At 43.4% G+C, this 20,316-nt stretch carries 16 protein-coding genes; 11 read left to right on the top strand and 5 right to left on the bottom strand.

Annotated elements, in window-relative coordinates; genetic code table 11:
• Positions 1-341 precede the first annotated feature (341 nt).
• From ACHUET_RS11775 to ispH, 3 genes are read right to left on the bottom strand one after another with little or no spacing between them, the layout of a single operon-like run.
• Positions 342-1,157 carry a thioesterase family protein gene (locus tag ACHUET_RS11775; RefSeq protein ID WP_394213038.1) on the bottom strand — a complete coding sequence of 272 codons (816 nt, stop codon included), beginning with the start codon at positions 1,155-1,157 and terminating at the stop codon, positions 342-344.
• A 54-nt stretch (positions 1,158-1,211) separates the two neighbouring features.
• Positions 1,212-1,460 (bottom strand): hypothetical protein, encoded by a 249-nt coding sequence (locus tag ACHUET_RS11780; protein WP_201598095.1) that lies wholly within the window; start codon positions 1,458-1,460, stop codon positions 1,212-1,214.
• A 53-nt stretch (positions 1,461-1,513) separates the two neighbouring features.
• Positions 1,514-2,470 (bottom strand): 4-hydroxy-3-methylbut-2-enyl diphosphate reductase, encoded by a 957-nt coding sequence (gene ispH, locus ACHUET_RS11785; RefSeq protein WP_160022292.1) that lies wholly within the window; start codon positions 2,468-2,470, stop codon positions 1,514-1,516.
• Between the two features lie 353 nt (positions 2,471-2,823).
• Between ispH and gmk the strand changes: the two genes are divergently transcribed.
• The 8 genes from gmk to ACHUET_RS11825 all read left to right on the top strand — a co-directional run bounded on the left by gmk (position 2,824) and on the right by ACHUET_RS11825 (position 14,066).
• Positions 2,824-3,450 carry a guanylate kinase gene (gmk, locus tag ACHUET_RS11790; RefSeq protein WP_394213040.1) on the top strand — a complete coding sequence of 209 codons (627 nt, stop codon included), beginning with the start codon at positions 2,824-2,826 and terminating at the stop codon, positions 3,448-3,450.
• Between the two features lie 174 nt (positions 3,451-3,624).
• A complete protein-coding gene (rpoZ, locus tag ACHUET_RS11795) occupies positions 3,625-3,885 on the top strand; it encodes a DNA-directed RNA polymerase subunit omega (protein WP_057761396.1) in 261 nt (86 codons plus the stop codon).
• A gap of 355 nt (positions 3,886-4,240) precedes the next feature.
• On the top strand, positions 4,241-6,439 hold the full coding sequence (locus ACHUET_RS11800; RefSeq protein ID WP_394213041.1) for a RelA/SpoT family protein: 2,199 nt from the start codon (positions 4,241-4,243) through the stop codon (positions 6,437-6,439).
• Between the two features lie 144 nt (positions 6,440-6,583).
• Positions 6,584-6,964, top strand: a complete 381-nt coding sequence (locus ACHUET_RS11805) for a RidA family protein (RefSeq protein ID WP_058024599.1) — start codon at positions 6,584-6,586, stop codon at positions 6,962-6,964.
• Between the two features lie 156 nt (positions 6,965-7,120).
• Positions 7,121-9,409 (top strand): primosomal protein N', encoded by a 2,289-nt coding sequence (locus tag ACHUET_RS11810; protein WP_394213043.1) that lies wholly within the window; start codon positions 7,121-7,123, stop codon positions 9,407-9,409.
• 226 nt (positions 9,410-9,635) lie between these two features.
• A complete protein-coding gene (locus ACHUET_RS11815; protein WP_394213045.1) occupies positions 9,636-10,805 on the top strand; it encodes a cation diffusion facilitator family transporter in 1,170 nt (389 codons plus the stop codon).
• Between the two features lie 579 nt (positions 10,806-11,384).
• Positions 11,385-12,089, top strand: coding sequence for a hypothetical protein (locus ACHUET_RS11820; protein ID WP_394213047.1), 705 nt, complete (start codon positions 11,385-11,387; stop codon positions 12,087-12,089).
• A gap of 90 nt (positions 12,090-12,179) precedes the next feature.
• Positions 12,180-14,066, top strand: a complete 1,887-nt coding sequence (locus ACHUET_RS11825; RefSeq protein ID WP_201598085.1) for a monovalent cation:proton antiporter-2 (CPA2) family protein — start codon at positions 12,180-12,182, stop codon at positions 14,064-14,066.
• Positions 14,067-14,089: 23 nt separating this feature from the next.
• Here ACHUET_RS11825 and ACHUET_RS11830 read toward each other — a convergent pair whose 3' ends face one another.
• On the bottom strand, positions 14,090-15,019 hold the full coding sequence (locus ACHUET_RS11830; protein WP_394213049.1) for a DUF2628 domain-containing protein: 930 nt from the start codon (positions 15,017-15,019) through the stop codon (positions 14,090-14,092).
• A 197-nt stretch (positions 15,020-15,216) separates the two neighbouring features.
• Between ACHUET_RS11830 and trmB the strand changes: the two genes are divergently transcribed.
• The 3 genes from trmB to ACHUET_RS11845 all read left to right on the top strand — a co-directional run bounded on the left by trmB (position 15,217) and on the right by ACHUET_RS11845 (position 19,285).
• The gene (gene trmB / locus ACHUET_RS11835; protein ID WP_394213051.1) at positions 15,217-16,056 is read left to right on the top strand and encodes a tRNA (guanosine(46)-N7)-methyltransferase TrmB; all 840 of its coding nucleotides are present in this window, start codon (positions 15,217-15,219) and stop codon (positions 16,054-16,056) included.
• A gap of 1,038 nt (positions 16,057-17,094) precedes the next feature.
• Entirely contained in the window at positions 17,095-18,147 is a 1,053-nt protein-coding gene (recA, locus tag ACHUET_RS11840; RefSeq protein ID WP_201598074.1) for a recombinase RecA, read from the top strand.
• A gap of 52 nt (positions 18,148-18,199) precedes the next feature.
• Positions 18,200-19,285, top strand: coding sequence for a regulatory protein RecX (locus ACHUET_RS11845; protein ID WP_394213053.1), 1,086 nt, complete (start codon positions 18,200-18,202; stop codon positions 19,283-19,285).
• 90 nt (positions 19,286-19,375) lie between these two features.
• Here the strand turns inward: ACHUET_RS11845 and ACHUET_RS11850 are convergent, their stop codons facing one another.
• Complete coding sequence (locus ACHUET_RS11850) at positions 19,376-20,089, bottom strand: YidB family protein (protein ID WP_394213054.1); 714 nt, start codon at positions 20,087-20,089, stop codon at positions 19,376-19,378.
• Positions 20,090-20,316 lie beyond the last annotated feature (227 nt).

Below are 20,316 nucleotides of genomic sequence, written 5' to 3' on the forward strand. Positions count from 1 at the left end.
GGGCATTGAGAAAAAATTCAAGCTCAAAAGCCCTATTCAATAAAAAACACCGCGCTTGTTTATCAAGGCGGTGTTCTAGTATCGGTCATTTTTTAGCGTAAGAACAAAAGCTAACCTCTATTCTGAATAAACTTCTATCAATAACTCCCAAATAGTTGTTAGTTTTTTTGAAAATTGAGTATGTGCTTTCATAGTAACCTCTATGTCGATTGATATCGTCTTGTTGGTAATATCGTCTTATTAGTTACTATTAAAACCATTTTTCTAATATTTGTATAATTAATTGATTACAAATTATCGTTTCGTTTTCTAAAATCACTAAATAATTGATTCTTTCTCTTTTAACGTGGCATCGGGCGAATGGTGAGAATCTGTTCGCTACGACCGAACGGCCCATATATATCGTGCAATACCGCACTGGTCAACCCAATACCATCATCGCCATATTGTTGTACGGCTTCAATACCCAACCAACGACCTTTTGGAGCGCGATGCATATGGATTTGCAAATCTGTATTGGGGAACATCCACTCTAACTTAGATAACCCAAGACCCAATCTTGGTACAACACCATTGGCCGTATCGACCATACCTAATAGATGCACCAAGTCATCAGTCAGCTCGCCTTCCACCATGTCAATATCATTGGTAATCCATACCATGCCGCGTCCGGGACGACGATCCTCTGTCGCCACCAAACGTACGCTTTCGATAAAGCCGCCCGGCCAGCCTTTCATGTCTTCCCAAACTGGCAACTCTTCAGGTTTGTATTTTGCTGGTTGATCTTCAAGTCCGGCAATCTCGCTGGTATCTTGCGTAATCAGTCGCCATGCTCTTGCAATGATGGCATCACGGCCTCGGCTACTCATAACTGCTTCAATCAATTCAATGGTTTTACCGGGTCGGATGCAGCGAGTAGTAATGGTAAAATCATCGAGCGGTATCAGGCCTAAAATATCAAGACTGACACGAGCAATACGGGTATTAGCTTGCGGCGCAAAGTTATTAATCTCAGCTGTCAGAAGACCTGTCGCTGGTGCCATATGCTGCTCATGCTCATTCCAAGCACCTTGTGCATGCTTGGTTGGCTGATAATGCGCCACACTGACGCCGTCCTCTGGCTGTTCGCGTTTAATAAATTTGTAATAAGCAGTCATAGCTATCCTATATTTGGCACTTTCACCTGTATTTTTTATTTATATTTGTACTTTCTATTTATGGGTAAGCTCTTGTTTTCTTAGCATAAGAATACCGCGAGCTTTTTGTATAAAGAACAGTAAGCAAATCATTATGACTGCGAGTACAGCATAAAGAACGCTTTTTTCTGCCATAAACTTCATCATATTCATAAACAGCACAAAGACCACTGCTACCATGACGAGCATATTGAGTTTCAGTTGCTTGTTCACTTCAGCGAGCGTGGCTTCTGCCAATACAAATCTGGCTTTTGGTTCTTTCATGCGAGCTTATCCATATAAATGACGATTCATACAAATACGAGGGCGTGTCCTAATTACTTACCAACTTGGGTGACAGGAATCCGTAAGGCTTTTGGCAGACTGAACGTTACGTTTTCCTCAATACCAGATAGCTCACTAGGTAGATCGCCACCCCAGTCCTGCAACTGCTGCAACACTTCTTGGATCAACACTTCAGGCGCGGATGCTCCAGCAGTCACACCGATACTCTGCACACCATCCAACCAACGCTTATCCATCTCACTAGCGTTATCGATTAAATAAGCACGGCAATTCATACGCTCTGCTAGCTCGCGCAGACGATTAGAGTTTGACGAGTTTGGCGAGCCGACGACTAAAACGACTTCACAGCGACTGGCCAAATCTTTTACCGCATCTTGGCGGTTTTGGGTGGCATAACAGATGTCGTCTTTTCGGGGACCTTGAATACTAGGGAACTTTTCACGCAATGCATCGATAACGCGAGCCGTATCATCCATCGATAGGGTCGTTTGGGTCACAAATGCCAAACGTTCGGCATCTTGTACAGTCAATGCTGCAACATCACTCTCATCTTCGACCAGATGAATCTGCCCACCATGGCGGCGATTGAAGCGTCCCATCGTACCTTCGACCTCTGGATGTCCGGCATGTCCTATCAACACCGCATCCATACCGTCTTGTGCAAACTTTGCCACTTCGATATGTACTTTAGTCACTAATGGGCATGTTGCATCAAACACTGTCAAATCACGTCGCTCAGCCTCATCTTCAACCGCTTTAGAGACGCCGTGGGCAGAGAATATAACGATGGAGCCATCTGGTACTTCGTGAAGTTCTTCGACGAATACCGCGCCCCGATTGGCCAAATCCGATACCACAAATTTATTATGTACGACCTCATGACGGACATAGATGGGTGGCTCAAAACGTGTTAGTGCTTCATTAACAATCGCAATCGCACGGTCCACACCAGCACAAAATCCACGGGGATTGGCAAGATAAATTTGCATAAAAAGGCCTATCGTCGGATAATTTATATCTAAAGCTTATGTATAAAAGCTTTGATTCAAAAGTTGGGGCAAAATCAATGCTCTACTTTAGCATAATTTGATTTTATTGCCCTCAAAAATAGCAGTGCGCTCATTGCAATATGTCATGTGCAACTATCAACATGCTAACTACATATTGCAAAACCCGCTTTATCTCACATAAAAGCAGTTTATAATGACGCAACTATTATGATTTCTATCGCCATACATGATGGCTTTTTTTCTTTTTTCCAGTCTCTACCCATGACTGAATCATCTTTTAGTCTGTTACTAAGACGCATTTTACTAGCACATATTCCATTAGGATAAATTGTATGACAGGTTCATTATTTATTGTTACTGCCGCCTCAGGTACTGGCAAGACCTCACTGGTTAAGCAGTTACTTGCTACGACCAACGACTTAACGGTCAGTGTCTCACATACGACTCGCACCCCGCGCCCAGGCGAGATTGATGGTCAGCACTATCATTTTACAGATACTGAGAGTTTTACCAATGGTATCAATGCGGGTCTATTCTTAGAGCATGCAGAAGTATTTGGTAACTATTATGGTACGTCTGAGGAAAGCGTACGTACCCAGCTAGCGGCGGGTATTGACGTTATTTTGGAGATTGACTGGCAAGGGGCGACGCAAATCAGAAATATCTTTGCCGATGCCATTATGATTTTCATTCTACCACCTAGTATTGCTACATTGCGCCAACGTCTCTCAACCCGTGCGCAGGATTCTGTAGAAGTGATAGAGCGCCGTCTAGCTGGCGCGGTCACCGAAATGGCACAATATGTGAATGCTGACTATGTGGTGATCAATGATAATTTTGACGTAGCCTTAGCTGAACTAAAAGCGATTATCGTGGCGGATAGACAAACCCTTAGCCGTCAGCAACAACGTTATCATCGCACGATTAGCAACTTGCTAAATAAGCAAGTAGAAGAGTAAACTAAGCTACAATGTTCGTCAGTTGCTTATCTAATAAGTAGATATAAAAAGCAACTACGCGACTTGGCAAAAAATGCTATAATATTTAGCTATCCCCCTTTATGTATTTGATATTATTTTTATTGAGTGGCGGGCAAGGTCCGTGGCTAATAAAAACAACCGAGGTAGCTATTTATGGCACGAGTGACGATTGAAGATTGTTTGGATAATGTTGATAATCGCTTTGAACTAATTTTGGTCGCAAGCAAACGCGCCCGCCAATTGGCCAAAGGTATTGCCGAGCCGTTGGTTGATGTCGATAATGACAAGCCTACAGTATTGGCGTTACGTGAAATTGCCGCTGGCAAAATCACCCGCGACATTCTAAATCAACCAGAGCATAACTTTGCAACGAGCTCACTTGATTTGGCATTGTCAGGCGATCATAGCTTCTGAGAAGCTATTTTTGATAAGGTTTGTTTTACCAAGTCTTTGAAGCTGATAATGGCTTTATAAGATAAACATGACCTTTATTAATAACAAAGACCACAGCATAGGCTGTGGTTTTTTGGTTGTAACTGTATTGTATTTGCTGTTTTGATAGCCATTTATCTATCAAAATAGCCCACTGAGTCAAATTTTTTCATCGCCTACTCGCTTATCAGTTGACATTGAATGCGATTTGCGATTAATTAGAGAATGGTCTATCCCTACTTAAATTTCGTATGGTTGGTCAATATTCAGTCACCATTCACTGCTTACTTCGATCAATGATCAAGTCAGTCAGTCATGGAAAATAGGATCGTCATTTATGAGTCAAACCCTACCCAAACTCAGTCATCATCTCGTCGATGACGCTCAATATAACTTGCTGCGTTCAGTCGGTTATCTCACTGCTGCTGAGCGCCGTGACATTGTTGATGCCTGTGAGTTCGGTGATATTGCGCACATTAAAGACAAGCGTAAATCAGGGGAACCTTATATCACTCACCCTATCGCAGTGGCTGAGATACTAGCTGGCTTTCGCTTAGATCGGGATACGATTATTGCAGCGATTTTGCATGACACGGTCGAAGACACCGATGTGAGTGACGAGCAGCTCGAGCAGCGTTACGGCAAGATAGTGGCTAGGCTGGTCGATGGTGTGACGAAACTAAAGTCATCATCTCACAATAAGCAGCAAAACAAAGCAGCGACCTTTCACAAAATCTTGACCGCCACACTCGCAGATCCACGTGTACTCATCATTAAGCTCGCTGATCGTCTGCATAATATGTCCACGCTTGATGCCGTGCGCCCCGAAAAACAACGTACCACAGCACAAGAAACATTAGATTTTTATGTGCCATTTGCACGCTTGATGGGTCTTAATGATATCGCCGATTATATTGAGGTACTGTGTTATCGTAACCTTGATTCTGATATGTATAACAAGATATCTGACAAGCTGCTACAGCATGGACTTGGGCGTAATTTCCAAAGAGAAGCCATTCATCGTTATCTGAGTATCGTGCTCAATAATTTGGGGCTCAACGGACTGGTCAAAGTGTTAGACAATCGCGTGGTCATTTACCGCCAGTTTTTCCGCAATCGCGGAGAAATCAACACGCTGCTACGTCACTATGCATTTGAGATTGTCCTCGATAATATCGAAGCTTGCGACAAGTTGGCGTATTACCTTATTAAAAAGTATCAAATTGATGATACGCATATTGCTGATAATATTCGTAGGCCGTTACCAGGTGGCAATCAATCACTCACGCTCATTTATGAGCGCGACAACGATGTCGTAAAAGTGACTATTTTGACCAAGCAAATGCAAAGTGCTGCAAGGCTCGGTGTTATCGGTGCAGAGCATGCTTCTGATGTGAGTCAATCAGTTATCCAAGCGTCACTGCGTAACATGAAAGACTTGGTCGATGAAGACAACTTAAATGAAAACAGTCCTAACTTTTCGGCAGCGGTCTCGACTATTAATGAGCTAATGGATTATTTGCATTCGAGTAAGATTATTTGTTATAGCCCGCAAGGTCGTGCCTATGAGCTACCACAAGGGGCAACCGCACTAGACTTTGCTTACGCAGTCGGGCCTATGGTTGGTAACGTCGCTGTCGGTGCCAATATCGATGATAAAGCAGCAAAACTCGGTACCGTGGTAAAAAACGGACAGTCCGTTGAAATAGAGATAAACAGTCATTCAGAACCAAAAGCAGAATGGTTAGGATTTGTGGTGACCAACAAAGCGCGTGAAGAGATATTACGTTGGTTCAAAGACTTATCTACCGCTGACAAGCAGCATCATGGCCGTCAAGCATTAGATCGTGCCCTCAAAACCTATCAAAAAACGCTCGATGACCTAACAGATGATGACTGGAAAGATCTGACTGAATGGCGCGGTGTGACTGAAAAAAATGCCCTATTCGAACAAATAAGCTCAGGTACCCTACTGCCACAGCTTGTAGTCACTCGTTTGTTTAACGATGAAGTCAGTGACGTGCAAGCCAAAGCGCACAACGAAGACATGACACAGCCACAGCAGCTGATCGCCAATGCCTCTGGGGTTGAGCTTGATTTTGCTAACTGCTGTCATCCAATCTATGGTGACCCTATCGTTGGGCACTTATCTCGGCACGGCTTAGTCGTTCATCGACACAAATGCTTTTCACTTGACGACATTCGTAAAGACAATCCCTATCAGGTGATTCAGCTACGTTGGCGTAGTGATAACGCTGTAAAACAAGGTGAAACAGACGAGCATGATATAAAAAATAGCGGCAAAATTCGTTTTCCTGCTTACTTAAAGCTGTCTATTGCGCTTAGCGATGAGCAAATCAGTGAAGTGATTTATCATCTGCGCCAGCTGCATATGGGGGTTGAGACCGTTGACGTGCGTAATAGTGATACTATCATCCATATCATCGTGCGCAGTCGTAATCACTTGGCTCAAGGCATTCGTGAGCTGCGCTCATTACTCGGCTTCCCTAACATCATACGGCTATATCAATTATAATAACCTTGTCTGTCTAGCAAACTCTTTGTCTAGTCAGATTTGAACGCATTGCACTGAGGTTTTGATAATCTCTAAAACAATAATAGGTACTGTTGCTGGTTATTGCGCAACAGGCCAACCAATAAAATACGAAAAGGACATAATATGACTCGTCAAACGATCCAAACAGATAAAGCTCCCGCAGCTGTAGGCACTTACTCACAAGCCGTAAAAGTTGGCAACACCGTTTATATTTCAGGTCAGCTTGGTTTTGACCCTGAAACCATGGAATTAAGAGAAGGTTTTAAAGCACAGGCTGAGCAAGTATTCGAAAACATTAAAGCGATCTGTGAAGCGGCTGGTGGTAGCATCAATGACGTGGTTAAATTTAATGTGTCTTTGACTGATTTAAGTGACTTTGCGGTTTTAAACGAAGTATTTGTGGCGAACTTAAGCGAGCCATATCCTGCTCGTGCTGCCGTACAAGTCGCAGCCTTACCTAAAGGTGGCGTAGTCGAAATCGAATCTATCTTATATATTGACTAAAACTGATAGTAATTTTTGTTTATATAGTTCTATTATTTAGATAGTCTTATAACAGTCAATCCATCATAAGCTTAGCATCATGCTAAGCTTATTGGCCTCTGCCTCTTTTTCTTTATTTCACATCAATATTAATCTGATAAGACTGCGAAGCCGTTTATGTTGGTACAAGTTGCGCTGCCCGTACCCCTTTATCGGGTGTTTGACTATAGCTTACCGGTGGATATGCTTGCTTCGCCAGACCGTCTTATGCCGCCAATTGGAAGCCGCGTTGAGGTTTCATTTGGTCGTCAAACCTTAATTGGTATCGTGATTGCTCATGTTTCTGAAGATGAGAGCAGTGTACCCGTCAATAAAATCAAACCAATTAATAAGTGTTTGGATGCTGACCCTATTTTGGATCCCAGCATGCTCAAGCTGGCCTATTGGCTAGCGCGTTATTATCATTATCCGCTCGGCGATGTCTTGGGCGTCATCCTGCCAAGCCTTGTCCGCCAAGGCAAACCACTAGATCTGCTAATTACTCATTGGCGAATACTGCCGCATATCACGGATGATGATTTTCGTGCCAATGCAAAAAAGCAAAAGCAGCAGTTTGATATGCTAAAACTACATGGTGAGCGCGGTGCTAGTGAAGATGTTTTGCTACTAGAAGGTATGCAGCGAGCATTTTTAAAAACGCTCGAAGACAAAGGTCTAATCGAGCGCTATATCCAAACTAAGCAAGCCACTTCCCCCGTGAAATTGGCAAAAATGCCGCTTGATCTCAATGATGAGCAAAAATGTGCCGTTGATGCCATCGTTGCTGCGCATGAATCTGAAATCTATACTGGCTTTCTGTTAAATGGTATTACTGGTAGTGGCAAAACTGAAGTCTACCTACAAGCAATGCAGGCGGTACTAGAAGCAGGCAAGCAGGTACTTATTTTGGTGCCAGAAATTGGTCTCACACCGCAGACACGGGCACGTTTTGCCAGTCGATTTGCCGCTCATATTGTTTTGCTGCATTCAGGCTTGACCGATACCCATCGCTTGCAAGGCTGGCAAGACTGCCGCACCGGTCATGCACAAATTATCATCGGTACGCGCTCAGCAGTGCTCTATCCATTTGCAGCCTTGGGATTGATCGTCGTTGATGAGGCGCATGATGGCTCGTACAAACAGCAAGACACACTGCGTTATCATGCGGCTGATGTCGCACTCTATCGCGGCCTACAGCATAACATTCCAGTCATATTAGGTACGGCAACGCCTTCTCTTGAGCATCTGAAACTGGTCGAAGATGGCAAACTGGTAGAGTATCAACTATTGACTCGTCCCGGTAATGCCAAGCCTGCAACCATGCAACTGATTGATGCGCGCCTGCAAAGCACTCACCAGCAAGCGCAAGATGATGGTGCTCGCTATGACACAGGGCTGACAGACTCAATGATTGGGGCAATCAAGCAAACGTTAGAAGTCGGCGATCAGGTATTAATATTTTTGAATCGCCGTGGCTATGCGCCTGTTTTATTGTGTGAGGCTTGCGGTTGGCAGGCAGATTGTCCCCGCTGTGATGCTCATTTGACCGTTCACTATAGCAGTCAAGCGCAGCGCAGCGGTTATTCAGGCAGCTCTTATTTAAAGTGCCACCATTGCGATTGGCAGGCTTATATTCCTACAGTATGCCCTGATTGTGGTAGTCAAAACCTAGATGCCAAAGGCATGGGTACCACAAGGCTCAGCGAAAACCTGCATGCGATCTTTGCCAATCCCCAGACCAGTAAAGAGCTCTATCCGATTATTCAAATTGACCGTGATACCACAAGGCGTAAAGACAGCTGGGAGAACATTTATCAGCAAATTAACCAAGGCAATCCTGCTATATTAGTCGGCACACAAATGGTCGCTAAAGGTCATCACTTTCCTAATGTCACGCTGGTCTGCTTACCTAATGCTGATCGCGGATTTTTATCGGCAGATTTTCGCTCACCAGAGCATACGGCACAGCTTATGATTCAGGTAGCGGGCCGTGCTGGTCGAGGTGATAAAGCTGGTCGCGTATTGATCCAAACACTACAGCCTGACAACGAGCTACTGTTAAAACTGGTCAAAGATGGCTATTTGTCATTTGCCCACGAGCTATTGCAAGAACGTAAAATGATGGGCTTACCGCCTCATAGTCATGCCGCACTGATACGCTGTGAAGGAAAAACGCTGGCAGCCACCACTCAAGCGCTCAAAGATGCCATTGCTCATCTGCCAAGCGCCCATAATTTGGCTGTCCTCGGCCCGATTGACGCTCCTATGAGTAAAAAAAATAGCCGCTATCATGCACAGCTGCTGCTCTTAGCCAAAGACCGGCAGCAACTGCACCATGTATTGCATCAATGGTGGCAGCCCGTACTTGCCTTACCAAGTGCTAAATATCTCAAGCTTACCTTAGACATTGACCCCGTTGGTTGGTAAAGCCGGCACCTTTCATACGTAGATGTTTTGCATGGTGCTGTAATCTTTGTAATATTTATGATTTTTGCATTCTGGTTATTTTTACTTCGTCGTTACAGCTTCTGATACTTGGCTATGTTAAATTTATAACCCTCATCAAATGGTATGTGATCAAAATCTCACGTCTACTCGATCTACAATCGATACTGTTTACTTAACCTAGCTATTCGCTGACTTGAGTGTTGTTATGAATCAGAATAATCCAAACCCTGAAGAGCACAATCATCGTCATCAAAATGATAGCCATGAGCACTCAAGTAACGATTATGACCGTAACGATACTCATAATCACGAGGACAGTCACGACCATGATGATCATTTAGAACAGCAGACAGCATCACGAGACACCAAGGGTTACCAGCGCACCTTGCTCTTTAGCTTTATTATTATCACCGGTTATATGTTTATTGAAGCTATCGGCGGCTGGCTCACTGGTAGCTTAGCATTACTATCCGATGCAGGGCATATGTTAAGCGATGCAATCGCGCTTGGCGCCACCCTAATGGCATTCAAAATTGGCGAAAAAGCAGCCACACATCAAAAAACGTTTGGCTATAAGCGTTTTGAGATACTGGTCGCAACCCTTAATGGCGCTACGCTCGTTATTATCGCCTTGATGATTTTTTATGAAGCGATCAAACGCTTTAACTCTCCACCAGAAATTGCAACCCAAGGTATGCTGATCGTTGCCACTGTCGGTATGCTGGTCAATATCTTAGTTGCATGGCTCATGCATCGAGGCAGTCAAGGTGGAGAGTCGCACGGGCACAATCATGGTAAAAATGATGCCGCATTAATAGAAACACCCGATAATAAAGAACCTGTCAATCTCAATATGCAAAGTGCTTATTTGCACGTACTGAGCGATCTGCTGGGCTCTGTTGCTGCTATTATCGCTGCGCTGTTGATGATGGGGTTTGGTTGGGTATGGGCAGATGCCGTGGCATCCGTGATTGTTGCGATTCTTATATTAGTCAGTGGGTACCGCGTCGTACGTGATTCTGTGCATATATTAATGGAAGGCACCCCTGCTAACATATCGCTAGTCAACGTTGAGCAAAAATTACTCGCACACCCTCAAGTACAAAAAGTTCATGACCTACACGTTTGGAGCATTACTAGCGGCCTGAACGCCCTATCTTGCCATGTCGTAGTCGATGGAGAAATGAGTATTCATGAGTCGAGTAACCTCATTGCCAATCTTGAACAAAGCCTATCAGCGCTCGGTATTCATCATGCGACTATTCAAGTAGAAAGCCTGTTACATCCACAAAACAGCTCACATAGTGAGGCTCTCGTTTGCGATATTGCGGGACAAGCACCTGCTGGCAACAGTCATATTGGACATAATCATTAAAAGCAAATACCAGTATTGTTAGAAACCTGGCCAATTATTGGTTATGTTTCATCAAATGATATAAATAAAGCAATATGTGCCAAACAATCCAAGTAGCCACCAATACCCAAAGACCGATACTAACTACGAGTAACGTCATTCTGATTGAAGTATCTAAACAGCCGTTGCAGATATTTGGCAAATAGACTGAGCCCATATTTGACATCATCAGCAACCAAAACCCAAGTGCAAGTATGACTCCGGTACAAATGACGATAAAGGCTATTTTGCCAATAATTTTCAATGAGGCTCGCCACTTAGGACAGACTGTCAATTCTGATGAGTAGTTGCTCATAAAGGTCATTCTCAATAATTTGATTGGCTATAAATCATTGTTGTCTTATATAGTATTAAAAATAAGAACCTATGAGCCAATAAAATAAGAATATTTCACTTAAGTTTGCCTAAAACTTGTTTCTACGATTGTAATAGCATGTTAAAAGTGATGAAAAACCCTATCTCTCGACCATATTTTTGATATAAATTCTGTATACTTAAGACTGACTACCCCTTTTCACGATCCATTGATGATATAACATTATGTCTAGACGCTCAGCACCCTTTGTCGCCCCAGACTATATCGATGATCCTACGTCAAAAGACGGCAAAAAACACGCCAAAGTTTTGCTATCGACGTTGCAAGAGGACATTGCAAACTTTCGTCATGAGCAGTTTCCGCCGGATATTTTGCGCCAGATTCGCGATATGCCTATCTATGAAGGCAACTTAGCAGAGGTACAAGCTTATCAGCAGCGCTGGCAAAATCTACTTGAGCGCGCCAAGGATTTTTATCCAGCGGCCAATATGCCACCTGATTATCTGCCGCTTCCAGCTAGTCTTGAGATACCGCAGTTTATCTACCATGTTCAGCGCCTACATTTAACCAAAACGCGAGCCAAGGAATCTAAAAGCTTTGGCTCAGTTGGTGCGCTGACTGATAAATGTGGACACTATACTGATGATGAAGTTGCTCGCATGACAGCGGTACTGGATAATGATGACGAAGCGCGTTTGGTCGCTCATCGTGAGTTTATTGATCTACGCGCTTATGTTTTTTGCCGCGATAGCAAGGGTGAGATGCTAGAGCCTGAACGGGTACGTTTTTATCGTACTGGTCTTATCGTCCATGCTTTGCCTGATTTTAAGATTGTTGATAGCAGGCAAACACCGCGCAAGCGCCGCAACGATGCTTATAACAATCCGCTTGCAGATAATGGTGTTTGGAAGATTTATCGCAAAAAATAATATATGTTGATGCTATATTTTTTCGCGATACTAATTTTAGTTATATCCGTTTTAAATTGCTTATTTTGTCCTAATTTCTGAGGATTCCAGATGTTCGCTGCCGCCGCCGGCTCACCAAATTTAATGTTACAAGCCACTATCTTTTTGGGAGCAGCGCTGCTCTTTGTTCCCCTTGGTAAACGCTTCGGTATTGCAACGGTCCTAGGCTACCTCATCACAGGGCTTATATTGGGTCCAAGCGGTTTGGATGTGGCGGGTGATGCTGAAAGTCTACTGCACTTTTCAGAGTTTGGCGTGGTCATGCTGCTATTTATCATCGGGCTTGAACTACAGCCCTCGCGGCTTTGGGCGCTACGCCGCTCGATATTCGTTCTTGGCGGTCTACAGGTCGGGTTGACTGGTACGCTATTGATGGGGCTATTGCACCATTTTTTTGCCTTACAGCTAGATACTGCTTTTATCGTTGGCTTTGGTTTGGCACTCTCCTCGACCGCTTTTGTGCTACAGATATTGACCGAAAAACAGCAGCTTTCAAGCACACATGGCCGCGAAGCTTTTACTATCTTACTATTCCAAGACATTGCGGTTATTCCTTTATTAGCGGTCATTCCGTTCTTGTCAGGAGTTCGTGAGCAAAGCTACGATTTACTGTACTTCGGGAAAGTATTTGCAGTCTTTGCCGGTCTAATTTTTGCCAGTCGTTATGTGGTTCGACCCTTCTTTAAGTTTGTGGCCTCAAGCGGTGCTTCAGAATTACTGACGGCGGTCGCGTTGTTTATCGTTATGGGCGTGTCTATTTTGATGGGTCAAATTGGTCTATCAATGGCACTAGGTGCATTTTTGACAGGCGTGTTGTTAGCTGACTCTGAGTATCGACACGAATTAGAGGCCAGTATCGAACCGTTTAAAGGATTGCTATTAGGTCTATTTTTCATGTCAGTTGGCATGCTCACTGACGTGAAACTTATCTTGGCCAAGCCGATATTTATCATTGGCTGTGCCCTCGCCTTGATGTTTATCAAATTTGCAGTGATTGCAGCCATTGCCAAAGTGTCAGGCAACCGCTGGCCAACCAGTATCAGATTGGGTGTGACCTTGGCGCAAGGCGGTGAATTTGCCTTTGTTCTGTTCAGTGTCGCCACCGCCCAAAATGTCTTACGTCCTGAGCTTGCCAATACGCTGAACCTTGTCGTTACGATCTCAATGGCACTGACACCGCTGGCCTTTTTATTATTAGAAAAAATAGGCGAACCATTATTTGCCAAACGCAAACCAAGTCGAGAATACGACACCATTCCTGATCATGAGCATCAGGTAATTATCGCAGGCTTTGGCCGAGTCGGTCAGATCATCGGTCGTGTGCTTCGTATGCATAACATTGAATTCACAGCCATTGAACGTTCTGCCAACCGAGTAGATTTCGTGCGTAAATTTGGTAACCAAGTCTATTACGGCGATCCAAAAAACCCTGAGATTCTACGAGCTGCAGGTATTCAAAAGGCGCGTGTCTTTATTTTGGCAATCGATGACCTAGAGCGTTCCATCACCACCGCTCAGTATTTACGCAAAAACTATCCTGAGTTGATTGTATTAGCCAGAGCGCGTGATCGTCAGCATTATTACCGTTTGCGCGAAGTTGGTGTGCGTCACATTTGGCGTGAGACTTACTTGTCATCTTTAGACATGTCACGTGAGTCGCTACAGCTACTCGGTATCTCTCCAGAAAAAGCTCGAGAGACAGTGAAAACGTTCCGTGATTATGATGACGACCTGATTGAGCGTCAGCAAGCCATTTACGATGATGAAGCCAGCATGATTGAGTCTGCACAATCAGCGATGGCAGAGCTTGAAAGCCTATTTGATGAAGATATCGGCAAAGCGCGCAAGATGGATTTGACCGATTTCTACGAAGCCTTGAAGAGCCAAGCGACACCAGTTGACGAAACAGACGATACCGCAACAGACTCTAAACACTAGCAAAAACTAAATAAGTATAGCCCCTAGTCAGATAGACAGTTTTTAGGGGCTTGTTTTTTATTCAGTGAGCTTGTGCAGTCCCAGTTATCACTGTCTGGTATATGATAAAAAACCAATGTCTGCTCGTTCAGATAGCGGATTGGGAACGTCACATTTTGAATCGTTGCAATCACTGCACAATCAGTCATCGGCACGCCAGCAGCTTGAGTATCGACATACATGCGCACCTGTTGCTCCTCGGTACTGAGTGGCAAATCTACAGGACACCGCCCTGTCTGCTGATAAATCAACGCTACTCGGTTTTGGGCATTTTTGGCAATATCATAAGCATCAAATAGCACTTCATTTTCTTTTGGTTTGGCGATAATAGGTAAAAACTGCACCTTAATGACCAATAATGCAAAGGCAAAAAAACCAAATCCTAGCGCCAATCCAAATAAACTGACGCCGCCTTCTCTTTTTAAATGCGCTTTTTGTGCCGCCTCATCTCGCGGATAATCGTTAATCGCATCCGCGATCTCACGTCGCGCCATCCGGTAATAATATGCATCTGTCCAGCGTGCCACCATAGCAGACCAAAACAACCAAATAATCGCAGCAATACCGATACGCGTTGCCATCTGATAAACGTCTGGCACATAAGACATCGCCACAAACTCAAAGGCAACTAAGACAATAGCGACATTAAGCTGAATAAATGACCATCCTGCCACGCTATACACAATGGCATCCATATATCGTTTACGGTATAACAACCAAGGAAAAGTAATAAAAAATGCGGCCCAATGCCATTTTGGCGACAGATAGCCTTGCTGATCAAACTGCTCAAAGCGCTTGAGATAATAGCGCTGGGTACGATCACCGATAAACCATTGATCCAGTTGCTTGCGCTTAGCAGGTGTTAACGACTCTTGATAAAACGGTGGCGGTGAATCCGTCTCAATAAATAGCATGGCAATACGCTCTACTGACTCTTAGAAAAAATATCTCTTAACGATGACACTATGATAACGCTAAAACCCATATCTAGGATAGAGAAACGACAGAACTGAGCAGCAAACGCGCTAAAATAGGATTGTACGTTCACAGTTGTATGGATTTAACTTATAATGAGCCAACATCACCCACTTAATTAAGCCTTACAAATCCTATGAGTCAACATTCTGATATCAATGACACCATCAATAGTAATAATACTACTGATGAGCAAACCTCTAATAACACTAATGCGCCTATCGATACGGATACAAACGCTAGCCAAGAGGTAGAACCTAGCTCTGATAAACACATTCGCATCGTTAATACGTTCATGAAGCGGCGCACGCACATGAACAAAAACGCCGAGCTAGCACTCACTGCTCCAGAATTTTCTGAGTATTTGGTCAATAACAGTTTCGGCGATGGCGACCTTTCAGGTATTGATAACCTGCGAGCGCTGTTCGCTGATAGCCCGAACGGTTCTGACGCACCGCTGACCTTAGAGATTGGTTTTGGTTTGGGTGATTCATTTATTGAGATGGCAGCCGCAGAGCCCACGCGCAATTTCGTCGGCGTCGAAGTGCACGAGCCAGGCATTGGTAAATGCGCTTATATGGCAGGAACGCAAGACTTGAGCAATGTCAAAATCATCAATGGCGATGCTATTCAATTGCTGAAGCAACTACCAGAAAATCATATTGATCGTATTCAGCTATACTTCCCTGATCCATGGCAAAAGAAGCGTCATTACAAACGCCGTTTCGTCAGTCCTGAGCGTATGGCTATCGTTACACGCAGTCTAAAACAAGGCGGCTGGTTTCATACAGCCACTGACTGGGAGCATTATGCATTTTGGATGGTTGAGGTATTGGATGGTTTTGCTGGATTGACCAATAAAGCAGGCGCGGGCAACTTCACTGACCGTCCTGACTTTCGTCCAATGACCAAGTTTGAGCGTCGCGGTCTTGAGCGTGGTCACGGGGTCTGGGATTTGATCTATATCAAAGACTAGCAAATACAATCTTGCTATCAATAATTTTGACAAAGCGGCTATTCTATTTAGCCGCTTTTTTATGTCCGTTTATAAGCTTGCTATCACAGCAATAAATGTGCTTAGCGGGTCGTTGGTTGCTTTTATCTCGTCATACTCTTGACTTCAAAGCCCTATAGTATGGTAATACGTGGAAGAATCACAAATTGTAATTATGTGAAACATAGCGCCTAGAGCCCTATTTATCGATGAAAAATCATCTTTGACGCACAATATTGGAAGCTTGCAATATATGATCTATAGACGCAAGCATAGATACTATAAGGGCTTCGAGAGTTCTCCCCATAAGCTGTGGATAACCCTGTGTATAAGTCACCACTTGACAAGTATATGCTTAGGAAACTTAAAGGATAAGATAAAATCGTTCATTTTTTGTACAATTAAAAAATTATTTTAAATCAATCACTTATATCAAATACAAAGCCATAAAAAATTATTTTAAATATTTTTAAAAATAATTTAGCCGTTTATAATGTTTCACAACCAATGAAAATAAATACATTATTTGCTGTGGACAACTCATAAGTCTATTGACAAACATAGCTGTTATCAGGTTCAAAAACACATTTGATCAAATGGCCATCTTCGTGAATCCTCACTCTTATATCGTACGACATTCAGTGTCGTTTAGCGTCGTCCAAGACTCAATATAGCAATTGGATTTTGTTATAATTACTCTATCGAGTCAATAGCACTACAGAGACTCAGATATCTATTAGTCGTTAATATCTAACTCAAAAGCTATTGTAAATGTGATTGATTATGAACTTATTTTTACTTCTCTCGTTATTTAATTTTACTGTATAGTAGAGCGATATCTCGATATTACTATTGATAGCAGTCATATGACAACCTGTTTATTTGAGCCCGTTGTCAGAGCGCTAATGGCTACATTACTTACCTTAGTAGCGCTGCTCAGTATGCACCAGTTATCACTCTTAGTCGCATAAACATTTTATCTATAGCACCAAATCAATTATCAAAAATAAGGAATCCAATATGGACGACAATAAAGCCAAAGCCCTCAAAGCGGCATTAGGTCAAATTGAAAAGCAATTTGGTAAAAACACCATTATGCATCTGGGTGATGACTCAGCCATTCTCGACGCTGATGTGGTCTCAACAGGCTCTCTTGGTCTAGATATCGCGCTTGGTATTGGTGGATTGCCAAAAGGTCGTATCGTTGAGATCTACGGTCCTGAAAGCTCAGGTAAAACCACGATGACCTTACAAGCTATCGCGGAGTGTCAAAAACAAGGTGGCACCTGTGCATTTATCGATGCTGAACATGCGCTTGACCCTGTCTATGCACGCAAGCTAGGCGTCAATACCGATGACTTATTACTATCGCAACCTGATAACGGTGAGCAAGCACTTGAGATTACTGACATGCTCGTGCGTTCAGGCGCGATTGATATGATCGTTATTGACTCGGTTGCTGCCCTGACTCCGCGTGCAGAAATTGAAGGCGAGATGGGCGACTCACACATGGGTCTGCAAGCGCGTCTGATGAGCCAAGCGCTACGTAAGATTACTGGTAATGCCAAACGCTCTAACTGTATGGTGGTGTTTATTAACCAAATCCGTATGAAAATTGGTGTTATGTTTGGTAGCCCAGAGACCACAACTGGTGGTAATGCCCTTAAATTTTACGCCTCTGTGCGTATGGACATTCGCCGTATCGGTGCGGTCAAAAACGGTGATGAAATCATCGGTAACCAAACTCGTGTCAAAGTCATCAAAAACAAAATGGCACCCCCTTTCCGTCAAGCTGAGTTTGAGATTACTTATGGCGAAGGTACCAACCATTTGGCTGAAGTGATTGACTTAGGCGTCGAGATTGGCGCGGTTGGTAAGGCAGGTTCATGGTACAGCTATGGCGATGAAAAAATCGGTCAAGGTAAAGCCAACTCTGTCCTGTTCTTAAAAGAAAACCCTGCTATTGCCAAAGAGATCGAAGATAAAATTCGTGACGAAAAACTTGGTACGAAAAAAGATAGCAAAGCGCCTGAAACTGACGATGTAGAACTGGCACCTGAATCTGTACAATAATGGCTCGCTAGTAACCATTATCAGTGACCGCTATAAATAATCATGACTTATTATGAAAATTAAAACATTGGCTGAAATCTTAGCTGAGTCGGAAACCGACTCAGCTAGTTCTGTTGATAACAAACGAAAAAAACCTACTAAATATTCCTATCCAAACACATCTAAAAAATCAGGTAAATCTAGTAAGCCTTCCAAATACCCAGTTCAAGATCATTCAAGCACTGGTAAGCCTACTGTTGATACATCATATTTTGAAGAATCTTCTGCTAAGATAAAAAAACCTTCCAAATCCAAAAAACGTAAAAAGCGCTTTCATCCAGCTGCTAACTTCACCGCTGAGCCAAGCGATACACCTGCTTATCAGCCACCTGAAGCACAAACCATCAAAGAGATGTTGGCAGAAGTCAAACTCAACGTTCATCGTGACGAAACAGAGGATAGTTCAGTTATAGATAACAGTATTGAACCGTCTTCAGAAAGCTTGGATCATGAATCCGAATTGTCTAACGCTAATGATAGCGACATAGACAGCCAAGATGATAATATACCAGCCGCGCTCAAAGCTTACTTACGTACCCCCGAACAAAAACAAGCAGAAATCGATGCCATTAAAGCTGAAAGCCGACTACGTTGGCTCGCATTCTATTACTTGTCACGCCGCGAATATGGCAAGGCTGAGCTCAAACAAAAGCTGATCGACAAAGAACAAGACCCAGAAAAAATCGACGCCCTACTCGATGAATTCGAGGAAAAAGGCTATCAGAGCGATTACCGTACTACCTTAATGCTTATACGTGAGAATATTCGTAAAGGTCGTGGGCGCGGACGAATCAAGCAAGAGTTCTATCGTAAAAAAATCGCTATGCCAGGCAACATCGATGAATTGATTGATATGGCAAATAGCGAATCTGAAGAATTTAGCGAATTCGTCGATGACAGTGCAGATAATTTGGTCGATGGGGTAGATTGGCTAAAACTCGCTGTGGTAGCCCGTACCAAAAAATACGGTGATGACATACCTACTGAGCAAAAAGACAAAGCCAAACAACTGCGATTTTTGCAGTACCGAGGGTTCAATACAGATATCTGCTTTGCAGCGCTCAACTACACAGTAGAGACGTTAGATGAGCGATTTTAAAACTTTAATATTATTATAATAGATATAAAAAGGAGCACGTCGTCAAACGCACTCTAAATTTATGACTCTAAGCTTTTTTAACTCAATTCGTTACTTTAAAGTACCGAGACGATTAGACAGCTGGCTAATAATTTGATCAATCTCTTCGTTGGCTTCCGCTTCATTATCTAGATTGCCGTTAGGCGTTAGCTGGTTCATCACCTCAGGCAGTAATTCAGCCAAACCTTGACGTACTTCTGTTTCGTTTGCACCCGTACGCGCTGCTACTTGCTGGATTTCGTCTTCGTCAAATAACTGGTTAATTTCATTCGGGTCCAAGTTGTCATTGGCCTCATCCGTGCTCATCCAAGAACGTGCTTGTTCAGCATGACCCATGCCAGTAATTTTTGATAATGCACCGCCTATACCACCATTACGCTTGATCCAGCTCAGTACCATTGGCATGAGGACAGCGATAAGCATCCCCTTACCGCCAAAGCCACTACTGCTACGTTGACCGCCCAACACACTACCTAAGATATCTCCCAGTCCACCAGCACCTGAGCTGACGCTACCACGCTGATTGCCACCAGCCAAACCACCAATGATATCGTCTAGCCCGAAGCCATTATCTGGCTTACGATCGTATTGCTGCGGATTATAGCCACCTCCTTGACTACCGCTGCCCAATACGCTGCCTAATATATCGCCCAAACCACCAGTACGACGTGGGTCGGTGCGTTGGTTGACTGGATTGCGCTGAGCATCGTCTGGATTCATCGCGCTACGTGCAACTTGGCTGACCAAATTCCCTAATAAGCTCATACTCTATTCCTCTTTTTGTCATATTATTTATTATAAAAACCTACTGCCTAATCCTATCAATACTTGCTTTATAAATACTTGCTTTTCGCTTGTATAAATTTGAGAAATGAGACAGTCGGTTTATGTGCTTTATTATTAACTTTTAATATAACAAAACTCTTTGAGCATCGAGATAGTTGTTTTGTTATGGCATGTAGGTAATCGTAAGCTCATAAAAAGAGAGTAAA

Source organism: Psychrobacter piscatorii, from assembly GCF_043641605.1.
Taxonomy (GTDB): Bacteria; Pseudomonadota; Gammaproteobacteria; order Pseudomonadales; family Moraxellaceae; genus Psychrobacter; species Psychrobacter piscatorii_C.

Bases quoted from the DNA above. Each gene is read 5' to 3' on its own strand.
- ACHUET_RS11775 (WP_394213038.1), bottom strand. From the start codon at position 1,157: ATGACTGCTTATTACAAATTTATTAAACGCGAACAGCCAGAGGACGGC.
- ACHUET_RS11780 (WP_201598095.1), bottom strand. From the start codon at position 1,460: ATGAAAGAACCAAAAGCCAGATTTGTATTGGCAGAAGCCACGCTCGCT.
- ispH (WP_160022292.1), bottom strand. From the start codon at position 2,470: ATGCAAATTTATCTTGCCAATCCCCGTGGATTTTGTGCTGGTGTGGAC.
- gmk (WP_394213040.1), top strand. From the start codon at position 2,824: ATGACAGGTTCATTATTTATTGTTACTGCCGCCTCAGGTACTGGCAAG.
- rpoZ (WP_057761396.1), top strand. From the start codon at position 3,625: ATGGCACGAGTGACGATTGAAGATTGTTTGGATAATGTTGATAATCGC.
- ACHUET_RS11800 (WP_394213041.1), top strand. From the start codon at position 4,241: ATGAGTCAAACCCTACCCAAACTCAGTCATCATCTCGTCGATGACGCT.
- ACHUET_RS11805 (WP_058024599.1), top strand. From the start codon at position 6,584: ATGACTCGTCAAACGATCCAAACAGATAAAGCTCCCGCAGCTGTAGGC.
- ACHUET_RS11810 (WP_394213043.1), top strand. From the start codon at position 7,121: ATGTTGGTACAAGTTGCGCTGCCCGTACCCCTTTATCGGGTGTTTGAC.
- ACHUET_RS11815 (WP_394213045.1), top strand. From the start codon at position 9,636: ATGAATCAGAATAATCCAAACCCTGAAGAGCACAATCATCGTCATCAA.
- ACHUET_RS11820 (WP_394213047.1), top strand. From the start codon at position 11,385: ATGTCTAGACGCTCAGCACCCTTTGTCGCCCCAGACTATATCGATGAT.
- ACHUET_RS11825 (WP_201598085.1), top strand. From the start codon at position 12,180: ATGTTCGCTGCCGCCGCCGGCTCACCAAATTTAATGTTACAAGCCACT.
- ACHUET_RS11830 (WP_394213049.1), bottom strand. From the start codon at position 15,019: ATGCTATTTATTGAGACGGATTCACCGCCACCGTTTTATCAAGAGTCG.
- trmB (WP_394213051.1), top strand. From the start codon at position 15,217: ATGAGTCAACATTCTGATATCAATGACACCATCAATAGTAATAATACT.
- recA (WP_201598074.1), top strand. From the start codon at position 17,095: ATGGACGACAATAAAGCCAAAGCCCTCAAAGCGGCATTAGGTCAAATT.
- ACHUET_RS11845 (WP_394213053.1), top strand. From the start codon at position 18,200: ATGAAAATTAAAACATTGGCTGAAATCTTAGCTGAGTCGGAAACCGAC.
- ACHUET_RS11850 (WP_394213054.1), bottom strand. From the start codon at position 20,089: ATGAGCTTATTAGGGAATTTGGTCAGCCAAGTTGCACGTAGCGCGATG.